The organism is Pseudomonas sp. LBUM1659 (assembly GCF_059716045.1).
The window spans coordinates 3,136,832-3,153,806 of sequence record NZ_CP166797.1 but is presented as its reverse complement, the minus strand read 5'-3'; the positions used below and the strand labels follow the sequence as shown (position 1 = coordinate 3,153,806).

At 57.9% G+C, this 16,975-nt stretch carries 14 protein-coding genes; 2 read left to right on the top strand and 12 right to left on the bottom strand.

Translation table 11 applies throughout. The features are described 5' to 3' along the window. Window positions 1-59: 59 nt before the first annotated feature. The 10 genes from ACA048_RS14195 to ACA048_RS14150 all read right to left on the bottom strand — a co-directional run bounded on the left by ACA048_RS14195 (window position 60) and on the right by ACA048_RS14150 (window position 11,150). Window positions 60-1,424 (bottom strand): TolC family outer membrane protein, encoded by a 1,365-nt coding sequence (locus ACA048_RS14195; protein ID WP_497629709.1) that lies wholly within the window; start codon window positions 1,422-1,424, stop codon window positions 60-62. A gap of 2 nt (window positions 1,425-1,426) precedes the next feature. Beyond that, window positions 1,427-2,761, bottom strand: coding sequence for an HlyD family type I secretion periplasmic adaptor subunit (locus ACA048_RS14190; RefSeq protein WP_497629708.1), 1,335 nt, complete (start codon window positions 2,759-2,761; stop codon window positions 1,427-1,429). Continuing rightward, window positions 2,758-4,533 (bottom strand): type I secretion system permease/ATPase, encoded by a 1,776-nt coding sequence (locus ACA048_RS14185; RefSeq protein ID WP_497629707.1) that lies wholly within the window; start codon window positions 4,531-4,533, stop codon window positions 2,758-2,760. The genes ACA048_RS14190 and ACA048_RS14185 overlap by 4 nt, the downstream gene beginning before the upstream one ends. Window positions 4,534-4,685: 152 nt before the next feature. Then, the gene (locus ACA048_RS14180; protein ID WP_497629706.1) at window positions 4,686-5,099 is read right to left on the bottom strand and encodes an AprI/Inh family metalloprotease inhibitor; all 414 of its coding nucleotides are present in this window, start codon (window positions 5,097-5,099) and stop codon (window positions 4,686-4,688) included. 61 nt (window positions 5,100-5,160) lie between these two features. Beyond that, a complete protein-coding gene (locus tag ACA048_RS14175) occupies window positions 5,161-6,618 on the bottom strand; it encodes a serralysin family metalloprotease (RefSeq protein ID WP_497629705.1) in 1,458 nt (485 codons plus the stop codon). 400 nt (window positions 6,619-7,018) lie between these two features. Then, a complete protein-coding gene (locus ACA048_RS14170) occupies window positions 7,019-7,270 on the bottom strand; it encodes a hypothetical protein (protein ID WP_497629704.1) in 252 nt (83 codons plus the stop codon). Window positions 7,271-7,372: 102 nt separating this feature from the next. Next, window positions 7,373-8,458 (bottom strand): polyamine ABC transporter substrate-binding protein, encoded by a 1,086-nt coding sequence (locus tag ACA048_RS14165; RefSeq protein WP_497629703.1) that lies wholly within the window; start codon window positions 8,456-8,458, stop codon window positions 7,373-7,375. A gap of 47 nt (window positions 8,459-8,505) precedes the next feature. Beyond that, the gene (locus tag ACA048_RS14160) at window positions 8,506-8,847 is read right to left on the bottom strand and encodes a cupin domain-containing protein (RefSeq protein WP_497629701.1); all 342 of its coding nucleotides are present in this window, start codon (window positions 8,845-8,847) and stop codon (window positions 8,506-8,508) included. Between the two features lie 30 nt (window positions 8,848-8,877). Next, complete coding sequence (locus ACA048_RS14155) at window positions 8,878-10,284, bottom strand: NAD(P)/FAD-dependent oxidoreductase (protein ID WP_497629700.1); 1,407 nt, start codon at window positions 10,282-10,284, stop codon at window positions 8,878-8,880. Window positions 10,285-10,334: 50 nt separating this feature from the next. Next, window positions 10,335-11,150, bottom strand: a complete 816-nt coding sequence (locus ACA048_RS14150) for an AraC family transcriptional regulator (protein WP_497629698.1) — start codon at window positions 11,148-11,150, stop codon at window positions 10,335-10,337. Window positions 11,151-11,390: 240 nt separating this feature from the next. Between ACA048_RS14150 and ACA048_RS14145 the strand changes: the two genes are divergently transcribed. After that, complete coding sequence (locus tag ACA048_RS14145; protein ID WP_497629696.1) at window positions 11,391-11,666, top strand: DUF1652 domain-containing protein; 276 nt, start codon at window positions 11,391-11,393, stop codon at window positions 11,664-11,666. A gap of 60 nt (window positions 11,667-11,726) precedes the next feature. Here ACA048_RS14145 and ACA048_RS14140 read toward each other — a convergent pair whose 3' ends face one another. Further along, complete coding sequence (locus ACA048_RS14140; protein WP_497629695.1) at window positions 11,727-14,198, bottom strand: UvrD-helicase domain-containing protein; 2,472 nt, start codon at window positions 14,196-14,198, stop codon at window positions 11,727-11,729. A 236-nt stretch (window positions 14,199-14,434) separates the two neighbouring features. Between ACA048_RS14140 and ACA048_RS14135 the strand changes: the two genes are divergently transcribed. Then, complete coding sequence (locus ACA048_RS14135; RefSeq protein WP_497629694.1) at window positions 14,435-15,130, top strand: pirin family protein; 696 nt, start codon at window positions 14,435-14,437, stop codon at window positions 15,128-15,130. A gap of 149 nt (window positions 15,131-15,279) precedes the next feature. Here ACA048_RS14135 and pgm read toward each other — a convergent pair whose 3' ends face one another. Then, complete coding sequence (gene pgm / locus ACA048_RS14130) at window positions 15,280-16,926, bottom strand: phosphoglucomutase (alpha-D-glucose-1,6-bisphosphate-dependent) (RefSeq protein WP_497629693.1); 1,647 nt, start codon at window positions 16,924-16,926, stop codon at window positions 15,280-15,282. Between the last annotated feature and the right edge of the window lie 49 nt (window positions 16,927-16,975).

Here is a 16,975-nt window from a genome sequence, read left to right as displayed (position 1 = left end):
TTAGTTGTGTTGCCAGAATCCATTTTTTGCCTTGAAAGGCACTTACAAATTCACAGGCATCATTGGGGCCTCGGGCCCAGGCCGAACGCTTCGTCCACCCTGGCCAGATCCTGTTCATTCAACGTACCGGCGTAGTAGTGCAACCGGGTCCAGGCCATCAAGTAGTCGTAGCGTGCCTGTGCCAGATCGCGGCGGGTGGTAAATAGTTGTTGTACGGCGTTCAGCGCATCCAGATTGACGCGCTCGCCCCCAAGGATGCTTTGCCTGGTCGACACCACCAGCGCTTCGGCAGCCGCAAGGGCCTTTTGGTAGGCACGCAGCTTGTTCACACCTGACAGGCAGGCGCTGAACTGTCGGCGCAGTTCGATCAGGGTTTCGCGGGTCTTGCCATCCAGTTCGTACTCGGCCTGTTCCATGCTGCGGCTGGCCTGGCGTGTGGAAGCTGACACCCCGCCGCCGGCATACAGCGGCACGTTGACTTCGATGCCAATGGTGTTGGTGTCGTAGCGCTGGTTATAGGTGTTGCCGCTTTCCGATTCGTTCTGGCGCACCGAGGCAAAGGCACTGACTTTCGGCAAATGCCCTGCACGGTTGCGTTCGACTTCGTAACGCGCCACTTCCACCGCCTGGCGCTGGGAGGCCAGGTTCGGGTTGTTGGCCACGGCCAATTCGTGCCAGGTGTCGTAGTTGGCCGGTTGCAGACTGAAGGTCTGGAAGTGCGGCGCCAGCGGCGCCAGGTCTGTGATGTCGATCACCGACACGCCAATCAGGGCGCCGAGTTCGCGCAAGGATGCGTCCTGCTCGTTGCGCGCCTCGATCTCTTCAGCGATGGCCAGTTCGTAACGGGACTCGGCCTCAAGAATATCGGTGCGAGTGCCTTCGCCCTGGTGAAACATCTGCTCGTTCTGCTGGAACTGCTGTTCGTAGGCTTTCTTCCTGGCCAACGCAATGTCGATCTGATCCTGAGCAAACAACGCCTTGGTGTAGTTCTCCAACACACGTACCAGCAATTGCTGGCTTTTGCCGCGAAAGGCTTCATCGGCAAACAACGACTGGGCCACGCCTTTACGGTACGCGGCGTAGGCTTCGTAATCGATCAACGGCTGTTGCAGGGTCAGGGTCGAGCCGTAACTGCTGTAGTGGCGGTCATCCGTCTGGTTCTGCCGGTGCTCGTTGAAGTAAGTGGCCTTGGACGAATTGCGCCCCTTGTTGTAGTTGTACCCCACCTTGGGTAGCAAGCCGGCCCGGCCAATCAGGCGGTTTTCAACACCGGCATCGCGTTCCTTGAGCGCGCCAAGGAACACCGGATCATTGCGCAACGCTTGCTCGTAAATGTCGAACGGCCCCAGGGCCATCACGCTGTTGCACGTCAGCAACGCCAGGGTCGCTGCGAGCAGGGAAAGCATTTTCATACCACCGGACATCCTTATTCCTCGGTCAACGCGGAGCCGGCCCGGTCGAGCAGCGGCTTGAACAGATAGTTGAGGAGTGAACGTTCACCGGTACGCACGAACATTTCCGCCGGCATGCCAGGCTTGATTACCAATCCGTTGAGCTTCTCCATAGCCTGGTCACTGACGCTGCTACGCAGCACGTAGTACGGCGCGCCGGTTTTTTCGTCGACCATCTGGTCGGCAGAGATCAGGCTGACTTCGCCGGGCACTCGCGGCGTGCGGCTCTGGTTAAACGCGGTGAACAGGATGTCCACGGGCAAATGGGTGCCGACCTTGTCGACCAGATTGATCGGCAGGTGCCCTTCCACTTCCAGGCGGGTGCCCTGCGGCACAATTTCCAGCAAGGTGTCGCCCTGGCGCACCACCGCTCCTTCGGTATGCACCCCCAGGTTGACCGCGATGCCGTCGGCGGTGGCGAAGATCTCGCTGTGTTGCAGGTTGAACCCGGCGGAAGTCAGTTGCTCCTTGAGGGTCACGCTCTTGAGTTGCGCGTCGGCCAGTTGGGTGCGGACCTCTTTCTGATACTCCTCGATGTGCTGTTGCAGCTTGAGCTTCGCTTCGAGGATGCCCTGCTCCACCCGGCCGCTTTCGCCGGTGTTCTCGGCCAGTTGCTGCTGCACTTGCGACAGTTGACGCTGGTATTCCATCAGCCGGTTGCGCGGGATGTAGCCGTTATCCGCCAAGGGCTGAAGATTGCTCAGTTGCTGTTGCAGCGAATGGGCCTGGGCCGTCAGGTCGGTACGCGCGCGACGCATGCCAGCCAATTGCGCGGCGGCGCCTTCCATGTTGGCGCGCAGCCCGCCCTGCTCGCGGAAGTAGGCTTCGCGGCGGCTGCTGAACAATTGCCGCTGGCCTTCCAGTACCGGTGCCAGCCGGGGATCGGCCTCGGTGCTCAGCTCGGTTGGGAAATTCACTTGTTTGAGGTTGTCCCGTTCGCTTTCCCAGCGCGCAACGCTGGCCCAGGCCATTCGGTACTGCGCCTGTAGCGAGTCGACGTCAGCCGCAACCTGAGTCTGGTCGAGTTGGAACAGCGGCTGGCCCAGCTTCACCACTTGACCCTCACGCACCAGAATCCGGCTGACCACGCCGGGGCTCATCGATTGCACGGCTTTGCGCTTGCCCGATACCACGACCGTGCCCTGCACTGGAATCCCTTGATCGAGCGGCGCGAGACTGGCCCAGGTGAAGAAACTGCCCGCGCCGACAATCGCCAGAATCCAGCCCATGCGGGCAAAGAAGTGCGCATCGTGCTCGGGGCGTTCAGCGATGTAATCGCGTTCCATCGTGGCTTCGTTGCGGTGATTCATACGCCCGAACTCCTTGTCGAGGGCTGATACTGTCGGCTCATGCTCAGTCCGCCGGGTGCCTGCGGCGCTTTTTCCCGCTGCTGTTCCTGGGCGCCGGACAGTGCTTTCAATACCTCCTGGCTCGGGCCGAACGCCTGCAAGCGCCCGTCGTTAAGCACCAGCAGTTTGTCGGCCTGAGCCAGCGCCGAAGAACGGTGAGTGACCAAAATCACACTGGTGCCTTGCGCTTTCATGTTCGCGATGGCACTGGCCAACGCGGCTTCGCCCACGGTATCGAGATTGGAGTTCGGTTCGTCCAGCACCACCAGACGCGGGTTGCCATACAGGGCGCGAGCCAATGCCACCCGTTGTTTCTGGCCGCCGGACAGACCGCTGCCGTCTTCACCCAGCACCGTGTCGTACCCTTGCGGCATGCGCAGGATCAGTTCGTGGACGCCGGCCTGTTGCGCGGCTTCAACGACTTTTTGTGGATCGGTTGCGCGAAAGCGGGCGATGTTTTCGGCAATGCTGCCGCTGAACAATTCGATGTCTTGCGGCAGATAGCCGATGTAGGGGCCGAGGTCGTCGCGGTTCCAGCGATGAATGTCCGCGCCGTCGAGTCGAACCGTGCCTCCGAGGGTGGGCCACACGCCCACCAGCACCCGGGCCAGGGTCGATTTGCCTGAGCCGGAAGCACCGAGCACGCCCATCACTTCCCCTGCGCCAAGGTTGAAGTTGACCAGGTGCAGCGTTGCCGCACGCTGACCCGGCGGCGCGGCGCTGACCTGTTCGAAGGTGATCTGCCCTTTCGGCGCCGGCAGCGCCATGGCCTCGTCACTCGGTGGAAAGGATTGCAGCAACGCATCCAGACGACGGTAGGCCAGCTTGGCGCCGCTCCACTGTTTCCAGACGGCAATCAATTGATCGATGGGGCTCAGGACGCGGCCCATCAAAATCGAACCGGCGATCATCATCCCGGCGGTCATGTCGCCCTTGATCACCAGCAGCGCACCTAGCCCCAGGACCAGGGATTGCAGGCACAAACGCAAGGTTTTGCTCAGGGAACTGATAACTGCGCCGGTGTCGCTGGCCTGGTTCTGCAAAGCGAGAAAACGTGAATGCACGTCAAACCAGCGCTTGCGTAGCGCGCCCAGCATGCCCATCGCTTGAATGGTTTCGGCGTTATGCAAGTGACTGGTAGCCAATTGGCTGGACTTCTGCGAAAAGCCGGCGGCTTCGCCCAAGGGCTTTTTGGTCATTGCTTCGTTCAGGCACGCGAGGCCAATCAACACCAGCGCGCCTACGGTGGCAAACACCCCGAGCCAGACGTTGAACAGGTAGATCACGAACAGGTAGACCGGAAACCACGGTGCATCGAAGAAGGCAAACAGCGCTGGGCCGGTAACGAACTGGCGGATGTGCGTCAGATCCCCGAGCGACTGGCCGGCATTTCCCTCACCTTTGGACAGATTGCGCTCGAACGCGGCTTGATAAACCCGCAGGTTGAAGCGTCGTTCCAGTTGGCTACCAATGCGGATGACGATGAAACTACGGACGATCTCAAGCAAACCGATGAAGGCAAAGAAACCGACCACCATTAGAGACAACATGGCCAAGGTCGTTTCGTTTTGCGAAGACAGCACGCGGTCATAGACTTGCAGCATATAAATCGACGGGACCAGCATCAGCACGTTAATTAACGCGGTGAAACAACCGACGCTGACCAGGATGCTCTTATAGTCGCCCAATGCTTTGAATAACGGTGCGCTGGCCGGGCTTTTTGCCATCTTCATGGGCTCTTCCTGAGGTGTTATTCCTCGTCATACCTGACGACGTTTCCATTCACTGTCCACGCAGGCACGGATGTGCTTTGTGGGCTCTAGCGCTTACAAACCAACTACAACTTAAATGCGTGATGTCTTTATCACGAGTAGCGGCGTTTTAATTAATGCGCCTGTCGCACGAGTGTTATGACCAGCGTGGCTTTCAAGTTTGCTTTATAGGATCCATCACGTTGGCGACTGAAAAACAGAATCTTCGAGCCTTCTTTACCGGTGATCGCAATGCCGTCCGGCTCGGTAAACCAGCCTATGGCTTTTTCACCTGCAAGCCATGCACTTAAACAGTCGGCGCCCTCACCCAGTGTTTGCTTGAGCTGCAATTCGATGAAACAGACGTTGGAAGGCTTGTCCTGCAATGCCTGGGTCTCTGGCGAGTCGTCCCGGGTGTTCAGGGTGGCCTGCCATTTACCGGCCAGTTCCGAGGGATCTGCTAATTTCAGGCTGCTCGCCATGGCTGCTTCTCCAAAAAAAATCATGAACATCGCCAAGAGCCATGCGGCAAAGGCTTTAGAGGCCATCTTTGTTTTACTCCAGCCACAGAGGGCAGCGCATCGGCGCCACCCTCCTTATCGCCTTACATCAGGCTGCAATGTCCGAAAACGCCGCCTGCCCAACGGTGTTGACCAGGAAATCAGCCACGCCGTGCCCGGAGAAGTCCACCGACAACAGGCTGTTACCGCCCGAGGTGGTCAATACGGCATCACCTGCCGTACCGGTGAACGCATTTACAAAGTGCAGGCCTGCGCCTTGGGTGATGCCGGTCAGGTCGATCTTGTCCAGGCCGCTGACAAAGTCGAGGACCTGGTCGGCGACACCTGGCCTGGAGTCGCTGCTGGCAGCGAACACAAACGTGTCCGAACCGGCACCACCCCACAACTTGTCCGCGCCGCGTGCACCGAAGAGGATGTCGTTGCCGGCACCGCCCTTCAGTTCGTTGGCAATGGCATTGCCGATCAGCAGATCGTTGCCCGAACCGCCGGTCGCGTTCTCGATGATTGCACCCTTGGCAATGGAAACGTTGCCCACCAGGCCGCCAACGTCAGAGAACGAGGCTTCATTGAGATTGATTTTCTGGTTTTGGGTGAAGCCGGAGAAGTCCAGGGTATCTTTGCCGCCTGCATCCCACACTGAAAACACGACCTTGTCCGACGACGAAGACGCGCTCAGGAAGTCGCGACCGGCGTTGGAGTTAAAGCCGTACGTGGTGTCACCGGTACGGGTGGTGGTATTGGCACCGTAGAGTTTCTGGATGGCTGCAATGTCGTCCATCAGCGGGCCGGACGAATACGCTTCGACACCGCCCTTGCTGAAGTTCTGGCTGGTATTGCTTTCACTCCAGTAGCTCATGACGCTGTAACCGCGGGTATCCTGCCCGTAGGTGGCGTCGTTGTAAGTCGGGGCCCCCTCGCCAGCGTTGTAGTCGCCGGGGTGGGCCAGGCCCAACGAGTGACCGATCTCGTGGGTCAGCGTTTGACGACCGTAATTGTTCAGGTCCGGCGTCTTGTTAGGCGTGTAGCTGCTGTTGGTCAGGTACCAGGAAGTGCCGTCGTAACCCGCACCGGTGCCTGGCAAATAGGCAAATGCCGCCGCGCCATCCTGGCCACCGCTGTAGTTGCCGAAGGTCATGTGCGCGTCGCCGCCCCTGGCCTTCTCGGCAAAGGTGACATTGGCGACATCGGCCCAGGATTGCATGGCGAGCACCGCCTGGGCTTTTTGCTGCGTACTGAACTGACTAAAGCCGGTAATCCCGTGCTTGTTCATGGTGCTCGATGACGCCGAGGCCAGGAACGTGTAGGTCAGTTCGATTTTTCCGCTGCCGTCCTTGTCCTGGTAGGCAGCACCGTCGCGCAGCAATTGGGTGGCTGCCTGGTCGACGGAAAAGGAGGGTTTGCCATTGACCGTGAGATTGCCACCGCGGTCATACTGATGGCTGAAGCTGTCGATCTGGTTATACGCAGAACTGTGTGCAGCCAATGCTTGCAAGGGGGTTATGGCCTGTTCGGCTAGATCAATAGCATTGTTTTTTACTTTCGACATAAACACACTTCCTTGTTTAGCTATGGAACAGTTTTTGTCAGATAACGACGATCTCTGGCGAGATCGTCCTATCACTCGCCCAATGAAGGCGAAAGAAAACTGACACAATCTGAAATCAAACGTCTAGCGTTTTTTTGACGTCAAATTGTGCAAGCCCAGCAAATGCCCGGAAATAATGCCTGCGCTATCGAAAGTTTGTTTTGTCGCGGTGAGTTTGCGCAAATTGTATGACGATTAGTCATTTAAATATTAAATACAACAAGGTTGTTTTTTGTCTAGTGCGTCTCATTTTTTTGGACTTATTATCAACAGTGCCAGTGCATTGATATCAATTAAGCGTGAGTATAAATAGCAGAAACGAGGAAGCTTGGCTTCCCGCCACCGTAAGGAAAATCTGCCGCTAAGGTTCAACTCCAGAGAAAATTGTCTCCTTGCTATCGAGCACCCTCAGCTGCTGGAGCAGATCGTTGAGAGCGCCCCAAATTCCGACGTCTTCGGGTGTCGACTTGTTGTCCAGCGTTCGACGAAGGCTAAGCAACACAAACAACCGCCCTAAAGCTATTTCATCGGATGTGGTGCCTTTCTCGGTGATTTTCGCGGCGGCGGTGTTAATTTCTTTTTCGACAAAAGTTTTGAATGCAGACTTTTTCATTGAGCTCTCTCCTGCAGGCTCCATGCCTGCGAGTTCACTCTATGAGCTGCTTCGGCAGGCATCTACTGTCAGAAATTACAGGTATGGGCCAATGAAGGGCGATTAACTCCCCGTTCGAATCTTGTTCCACACCCGCGTACGGACCCGGTCAATGTTCAGCGGCATCGCCTCCAGTGCGAACAGCTTGCCCATCATCTCGGGGCTCGGATAAACCTTGGTGTCGTTTTTGATCGTCGGGTCGATCAGGCTGTCAGCCTGTTCGTTACCGTTGGCGTAGTGCACGTAGTTGCTGACGCTGGCCATGACGTCCGGCCGCAGCAGGTAGTTCATGAAGGCGTAACCGGCCTTCTCGTCCGGCGCGTCGGCGGGCATGGCGACCATGTCGAACCAGATGGCGGCACCTTCCTTGGGAATGGCGTAGCCGATGTCGACGCCGTTGTTGGCTTCCTTGGCGCGATTCTCGGCTTGCAGGATGTCGCCGGAGAAGCCGACTGCCACGCAGATGTCGCCGTTGGCCAGGTCGCTGGTGTACTTGGACGAATGGAAATAGCTCACGTACGGACGGACTTTCAGCAGCAGCGCTTCTGCCTTCTTATAGTCTTCCGGGTTTTTACTGTGAGGCGGCAGGCCCAGGTAGTTCAGAGCGGCGGGCAAGAGTTCCGGGCCGTTGTCGAGGATGGCAACACCGCACTTTTGCAGCTTTTCCATGTTCTCGGGTTTGAAGATCAGATCCCAGGAATCCACGGGCGCGTTGTCACCCAATACGGCCTTGACCTTGGCGATGTTGTAACCGATACCCGTGCTGCCCCACAGGTACGGAAAGCCATGCTCGTTGCCCGGATCGTTGGTCTGCAACGCCGTGAGCAACACCGGGTTGAGGTTCTTCCAGTTCGGCAACTGATTTTTATCGAGTTTCTTCAGTGCGCCACCTTCAATCTGTCGCGCCATGAAATGGTTGGACGGGAACACTACGTCGTACCCGGATTTACCGGTCATCAACTTGCCGTCGAGGGTTTCGTTGCTGTCGTAGACGTCGTAGGTAAAGGCAATACCGGTTTCTTTCTGGAAGTTTTTCGTGGTGTCAGGGGCGATGTAGTCGGACCAGTTATAGATTTTGACCGTCTCGGCCGCCTGGCTGAGGGTCGCGACGAGTGCAAGTGGCGCCAGTGTCAGTGTCTTTCGGATCATGAGGCGATTCCTGTAGGGGTTTTTGTTATTGGCAGGCAATCAGAAGATCAAAAAATCAAAACGTAGGTCTTGCGCACGGTTTCCTGGATATCCCAGATGCCGACACTGTTGGCTGGCAACATCAATGCATCGCCGGCTTCTATGTAGAGGGGTTCACCGTCGTCCGGGGTGAAGGTGCAACGGCCCTGGATGAAGTGACAAAACTCCTGGGCCACGATCTGTCGGCGCCAGCGTCCGGGAGTGCATTCCCAGACACCGGTTTCGACACCATCGTCGCGTTCGACGCTGGTGGTCGAGGCCACTGCCACGGGCGTTCCCAGTGGCACCGCGACCGGGTTGGATTCTTCAAGTTTCAGAGTGGCGGTGTTCTTGAATTGCGTGATGCTCATGGGCGTACCTGTCGATCGAGAAAGCGCTGTTTACTGCATGAATCCTTCCATGAACCCCGCGACCCCGCTGGCCAGCTTGCGGCGCCAGGGGGCGGTAGCCGGGTTGGCCAGGGTCTGGTCTTCGTGGACGAAGCTGCGGATGATCGCGTTGTAACCGAGCCAGCGGCAGGGTTCCGGCTCCCAGGCCTTGAGCGTGTCGAGCCCGCCCTGCCGCATGACCCATGGCTGGCGCACCAACTCGGTATCGCGTTCAAGAATCAGGTCGGCGAGGGTTCTACCGCCCAGATTGCTGGCGCCGACGCCCTCCCCGCCATAACCGCCGGACAAGGCGATGCCGCTGGCGTGATCACAGAGCATGTGCGGTTTGAAACGCCGCGACATACCGAGGTTGCCGCCCCAGGCGTGGGTAATCCGCACATTTTTCAATTGCGGGAAGAGTTCGCCGAACAGGTAGCGTCGTAACTCCACTTCACTGGTTGTCAGGTCGAAGTCATGGCGTAACTTACCGGCAAACTGGTAGCCGCCCCGCGCCCCGAACACCAGGCGGTTGTCGGCGGTGCGCTGGCCGTAGGTCACCTGACGGCTGCTCTCGCTGAAGGCCTGGCCGCGACTCAGGCCGATTTCGTCCCAGGTCGCAGCGGACAGTGGCTCGGTGGCAACGATCAGGCTTTGCACCGGCATTTGATAGCGACCCAGCGGCGGCAACGTCGTCGCGTAACCTTCTACCGCCGGGACAATCCAGCGACTGCGAACCGCCGCCCTGGCGGTGCGCAAGCTCCCCGACTGCCACTGCGTGACGGCGCTGTTTTCATAGATGTTGACCCCCATTTTCTCCACCGCCCGTGCTAAACCTCGCACCAACTTTGCCGGGTGGATGGTCGCAACGTGCGGTGCATAGATACCGCCATAAGGCTTCGCCACTCTGATCTGTTGCGCCAGTTGCTCAGGGCTGAGCCAGCGGTAATCACTTTCGGTCAGGCCCTGGCGGTAGAGGCCGTCCAGATAGTGACGCAGGCTGGCTTCCTGCTCGGGATAGCGTGCGGCGCAGTAAAGCACCCCGCCCTTGCGATAATCGCAGGCGATGCCTTCACATTCGAGGACGACTTCGACTTCATCAGGAATGCTGTGCAGCAGGTCGAATGAGGCGCGGCGTTGTTCCGGGGACAGCCCGGCGAGAAGCCGGTCTTCACCCAGGATATTGCCCATCAACCAGCCGCCGTTACGGCCTGAGGCACCAAAACCGGCGGTTTGCGCTTCGACGATGGCGATGTCCAGGCCCGGCGCCAGGCGCTTGAGGTAATACGCGGTCCACAGTCCGGTATAACCGGCGCCAATAATGGCCACGTCGACGTCCAGGTCGTGCTCCAGTGCCGGACGGGCCAATAATGGCTCCTCGAGTTGATCCATCCATAAACTGATAGTGCGCCACGCCGACATGCAAGACTCCGCCACTCAAACTTCGATGGCGTCGATCCTAGTGCGTGGGCTCAGGGCCTGTCTTGCGCGCGTGCACGCAAGGAAATTTGTTTGGTGTACGCCTTGGGCGACAGACCGGTGTGCTGGCGAAAACAGGTGTAAAACGCCGACAACGAATTGAAGCCGGCGGCAAACGCCAGTTCGTCGATGCGTACCGGCGGTGTGGCAGTGTCCAGTGAGCCGAGCAAATGTTGCAGGCGCGCCTGGTTCACGTAGCGATAGAAACTCTGGCCCAGCACTTGATTCAACAGGTAGGAAATCTGGTTGCGGCTGTAGCCACACTCCTTCGCCACCCGTTGCAGATCGAGTTCGGGGTCCAGATAGGGTTGCTGGCGCTGGAAATACTGTTGCAAGTCATCGGCCATGAAACTCAACTGACGCGGGGACAGACCGAGTCGGCTGACGGCCGGACGCAGTGTTTTGGTCGCTGTGCTGGACGGCTGCTCGTGGACCAGCGTGGCGTACTCGTTGACCCGCCAGATCAACCCGTCACGGACTGTGATCGCCTCGCTGGTATGAAAGGACACCAGCCCCTCACCGCCCCGCAACGTCATCCGGTACTGAATAAATGCTGTGTTGCCGTCCAGGCGAATCCGGTCCGAGTGTTCCAGCGCTTCATCCGGGTTGCGAGGCATGCTGACGCGCACGTACTCGCGCAGATCGTCGAGCCCCATCACGCGGTTCTGGAAAAAATCGTGGTACTGGATGTCAGGGTGATAAAGCACCATGACGCCGTCCAGGTCACGGTGCTTCCAGCACAAGTGGTAGCGCATGACCGTCTCGCCCGTAGCCCGGGTTTGCTGCGGCCCATCATCATCGGGGTGCATAAAGGTCTCAACGGGAAAACGCCGAGCTTGCCGAAGTTCTGCATGGCATTCAATGACTGAAAGATTGGCCAGTTGAGCTGCATCAACAGAACTCGACAAACCGCCCAACGGCCGAAAAAAAATCACATAGATTTCACATTCGAGTGCTACTTTTAAAGTCAGTCACCGGTTGAGCCATTGAAGGCTCTTCCCTCCTAACATGAGCTAAAGGAAGCGCTCGATGAAGAAGGCGGGCTATATATGAATCAAGGGTCTTTCAGCAAAGTTACGTTTCCAAACGCCTGCCAGCTGATGCGCTGGCATTTTCATCCCATGGGATTTGAGGCGAGCATGGACGCGCCGGGCAGCATGATCGCCCGGTTGTTTGATCGTGCCAGTGGCGAGACCATGATCGCCATTGCCGGTATACCTTGCGCAACGGTCATGAATGCGGCGGATGTCGAACGAATCATTGAAGCGGTCGAGGATGAACTTGAGGCATTTGTTCCACCAATGGCCCTCAAAAGCTATGCCTGAAGGCCGAACCCCCAAAAAAGCCCACTTTTCGTGGGCTTTTTATTGGGAGACGATTCAGGCTCACACCAGTTTTTGACTGACACGATGATCAGCAAAAAACGCTTTCCCCTTGCCGATCCGGTCTGACGCCTTGGGCATATTCGCAGCCGTGTCCTGCCCCTCGACATACCAGTAGCAATGGCTCACTGCCCGGGTGATACCGACGTAAGCCAGTCGCAGGATTTCGTCTTTTTGTGCGCTGTCATACGGATCACTGTCACCGGCCTTGCCAAGTCCCGCCATACGGTAAACCTGGTTTTTGTAGGGGGAACTGGTCAGATGCTGGCAATCACCCAGCAAAAACACCGCGTCGGCCTGCAAGCCTTTGGCGCTGTGATAGGTCAACTGTTTAAGCCGGCGACTTTCATACGGCAAGCTCGAATCAACATTAACAACAGGTTGAATATGCTGTTCAATCAATAACTTATCGCTGCTTTTTCGATAAAGCATTAAGATCGAATCACCCTTCCGGTAATGCTCCATCAGGCGCTGGGCCATGCCTTGATCGTCCCGATCCAGAACGTTTACCGGCAACAGCGCCTTAGGCTCGCCGCTGGCTTTGGCTTTCTTGCCCGCGATGGCCGGCGCTGCGCGAACGATATGTTCGGCGGCGTCGATGATGTGTTGATGACTGCGATAGTTATCGCTGAGCATGACTTTGGTGGTGCTCGGCGACGGGAACTCTTTGTTGAACTCCATGAAATACGTCGGCGAACTGCCGCGCCAGCCATAAATGGACTGCCAGTCATCGCCCACGCAAAGCAGAGACGAACGTTGCGCCCCCCGCCCGACATGCATTGCCGGGCCTCGACTGCGGATCTCGGCGAGACTGGCGCGAATCCAGGAAACGATCTGTGGCGATACGTCCTGAAATTCGTCGATCATCAGGTGCGACAGTGGTCGCAGCAGTTCATCGCTGAGCAGTTTCAGGTTTTCCGGGGAATGCTCGCTGAACAAGGCAAACATTCGGTTGTAGGTCATCACCGGCGGTTTTTGATCCAGCAGATGATCTTCCAGCGCTCGCCAGAACAGGCTCAACGCCTCGAAGAAGAACCTGTCGGGGTCGTCCTTGGCGAAACTCATCTGGCCAACGGCGTTCGGAACATCCAGCCCCAGGTTTTCTATAAACCCGGCTGCCGCCACAAAACAGTCCAGCAATGGTGCAGAAGCCAGTTCGCCTTTGACCTTGTAATCAAAGCCAGGTCCCGCGCTGGCATCGCCTGCCAAAGAGGCCAAAACGCGCCTTGACGACTCGTAACCATCTAGCCATATCAATGGCTTACGACAGAAAGCTTGAAATAGGGTGCGCTTTACTGCCCATTCCGCCCGGACGGTCAACTTGGCATTCGGGCGGCAAACCTGCGGATTCTCCCGAGGATCGAAACCCAATACGACCCAGGCATCCAGGCTCGGGATGTAGCCGTGGCAACGAAACGTCGAGCCATTGATATCGAACGAGTGCCGATTGGGTTCAATCCCCTTGATCGGCCAGGCGCCAGCGCGAAACCACAGGTCTTCAATGGTGTCACAGAGTTCTTCATCGCGCTTGGCCGCCAGTTCGGTCACGGCCACGCGTTTTTGCACATCGGGATGATCGCGTTCCAGCTCCTTGAGCTGCAAAGCGTGGCGGGACAAAGGCTTGATCAACTCGCCAAAGCGCTCATCGCGTGTGTGCAACTGGTGGTAGCAGGTATTTAGCTGCTGACGCTGAGCGTCATTGATGCGCAGGTCGAACGGGTTGCTGTCGAGCTCCTCTTCACCGTTTTGCACACGGTTGCTCAGGTTTTCGAACGCTTGCAGACGCTCGAACCCGGGCAGGCTGCGGACCATTGGCAGTATGCGCGAATGGAAGGTGCGCACCAGATCACGCGCCTCTTTCAGGCTCAGCGGCCGGCCCCACACCGCGAACAGCTCGATCAGCTTGTTAATGAAGTCTTTGCGCGATTCGCGGGTAAAGGTCACGACGGTCATCGAATCCAGTTCGAAGCCCAGATAGTGGCTCAGCAACAGGATACGCAGCACCAGCGTGGTCGACTTGCCTGCGCCCGCCCCGGCAATCACCGACGTCGACGGCGTGTCGCTAAAGATCATCTTCCACTGCGCAACGCTTGGCTGGGCATGAGATGGCAGCAGCCGCGCAACATCGGCCTTCATGCGCTTCTTCAGTTCAGCGCTCAATGGCAGGCGCCAATCGTCAAACAGGTTGTCATCGACGTTGGGCGATCGATGCTCGGTTGAGCGCGAATCACGGATCAGCAGCACTTGCCGGCCTTGTTCCAGCCCCTCGTCCTTGCCTTCCTTAAAGCCGTACTCAAACCCCGCACTGTGACCGCTGCGAAAGCCGTCAGCCTGCCCGTGCAACCAGGACGCACGGTGCTGCGCGCGCAGGCGGGTCAAGCCATGACCGAAAAATCGGGCGGCCAGGCGCTTGAGCAGCGGCATCTCCGCCAAGGGGCGAAGTTCGGGAGGAAGATCGGGGGTGTGTTGCGGCACGCGGACTGACTCCAGGGTGTGAGGCGGTTGAGGGCTATGGTGTCTGCATTTGCGCTTGAGTTCTAGTGAAATGCTTTGAGGTCATTGGCTTATGCGATGAAGTGAAGGCTGGATGAGTACATTTCGAGGGCATTTCACATCAACTAATTCGATTGTAATGAGGCATTTTTTACGCTTTTTATCGATGTGTGCCTGATAGATGATGCTCGCCATTAACCCACTTTCAGGAGACGATCATGCTCGAACTCAGACCCTTCAGCTCCCTGGGCGGCGCCCATCACGGCTGGTTGGATGCCCATCATCACTTTTCGTTCGCCGAGTACCATGACCCAAAGCGCATGAACTGGGGCAATTTGCGAGTGTGGAACGATGACGTGATTGCCTCCCGCACCGGGTTTCCAAAACACCCGCACCGGGACATGGAGATCATTACCTACGTCCGTGAAGGTGCGATCACTCACGAAGACAACTTGGGTAACAAGGGCCGCACCGAGGCAGGCGACGTTCAAGTCATGAGCGCTGGCACCGGCATCGCTCACAGCGAATACAACCTGGAAGAGACCGCGACCAAGATCTTTCAGATCTGGATTATCCCGAACGAATCCGGTCTTGCACCGTCCTGGGGCGCCAAGCCGTTCCCGAAAGGTGAGCGTGAAGGCTTCGTGACCCTGGCCAGCGGTAAATCCGGCGATGATCAGAGCCTGCGAATCCGCGCCGATGCGCGCCTGGTGGCGGCGAACCTCAAGGCCGGTGAATCCGCAGAGTATCGTTTGGATAGCGGTCGTCGCGCCTACCTGGTCCCGGCCACGGGCGTGATTGAAGTCAACGGCTTACATGCGCAAGCTCGAGACGGTGTTGCGGTGGCCGATGAGCAGGTGTTGCGAGTGACCGCGATTGAGGACAGCGAAATCGTCCTGGTCGACCTGGCTTGATCCGGTAAACGGGAGACAAAAAAGGGGCGACCGTTACGGTCGCCCCTTTTTTGGATTTTTGGTGACTGTACTGACGCCTTCGCGGGCAAGTCGAACCGTCGCACCGCCGCTCCTACAGGGTAATGCGCAATCCTTGTGGGAGACTTCAATTACTTCGCAGAAATGGCGCCATCCACCAGTGTCTGGGCTTCGGCCACCAACTGCTTGAGGTGGTCATCACTGACAAAGCTTTCGGCGTAGATCTTGTAGATATCTTCAGTGCCCGACGGACGTGCCGCGAACCAGCCATTTTCGGTCATGACCTTCAGGCCGCCAATCGCCTGGTCATTGCCCGGCGCATGGCTGAGGATGCTCTGGATCGCTTCGCCCGCCAGTTGGGTCGAGGTGACCTGATCCGGCGACAGCTTGCTCAACAAGGCTTTCTGTTCAGGGTTGGCCTTGGCATCCACGCGTACCGAGAAGGGCTCACCGAGTTCATCAGTCAACGCGCGATAGGCCTGACTTGGATCGCGGCCAGTGCGAGCGGTCATTTCGGCTGCCAACAATGCTGGGATCAAACCATCCTTGTCGGTGCACCAGACGCCGCCGTCTTTGCGCAGGAACGAGGCGCCAGCACTTTCTTCACCGCCAAAGCCCAGTGAGCCGTCAAACAGGCCGTCAGCAAACCATTTGAAGCCGACCGGCACTTCATACAAACGACGGCCCAGACGCTTGGCCACGCGATCAATCAGGCCACTGCTGACCACGGTTTTGCCCACGGCAGCATCGGCGCGCCACTGCGGGCGGTTCTGGAACAGGTAGTCGATCGATACCGCGAGGTAATTGTTAGGCGCCAGCAAACCACCGGATGGCGTGACGATGCCATGGCGGTCGTGATCCGGGTCGCAGGCAAAGGCCACGTCAAAACGTTCTTTCAGACCGATCAGGCCTTGCATCGCATGGGTGGACGATGGGTCCATACGGATCTGACCGTCCCAATCGACGGTCATGAAGCGGAACGTCGGATCGACCTGCTTGTTAACCACGTCGAGGTCCAGACGGTAGTGCTCGGCAATCGCCGACCAGTAGCGAACCCCTGCTCCGCCCAACGGATCAACACCCAGACGCAGCTTGGCATCGCGGATGGCATCGAAATCGATCACGTTGATCAGATCGGCCACGTAGGTATTCAGGTAATCGTGACGATGGGTCGTGCTGGCCTTCAGCGCCTGCTCGTAGCTGATGCGTTTGACGCCGGCGAGTTTGGCTGCCAGCAGCTCATTGGCCTTGGCCTCGATCCACTTGGTGATATGGGTATCGGCCGGGCCACCGTTGGTGGGGTTGTATTTGTAGCCACCGCTTTGCGGCGGGTTGTGCGACGGCGTGATAACGATACCGTCCGCCAATCCCGAAGTACGGCCACGGTTGTAGCAAAGAATCGCGTGGGAAATGGCCGGGGTCGGTGTGTATTCATCACCTTCGGCAATCATCACGGTGACGCCGTTAGCGGCCAATACTTCCAGCGCACTGGCACCCGCTGGCGTGGACAGTGCGTGGGTGTCGATCCCGACGAACAACGGGCCGTCGATGCCCTGAGCTTCGCGGTACAGGCAGATCGCCTGGCTGATGGCCAGAACGTGCCATTCGTTGAAACTCAGGTCGAACGAACTGCCTCGGTGTCCGGACGTGCCAAAGGCTACACGCTGGGTAGAAATGGCGGCGTCAGGCTGGCCGGTGTAATAGGCCGTTACCAGTCGCGGGATGTCGACCAACAATTCTGCCGGTGCCGGTTTGCCCGCAAAAGCACTGAGTGTCATGCAAAACCTCTGGAATAGACTGGTTCAGGAATTGGAACGCAGTTTACTG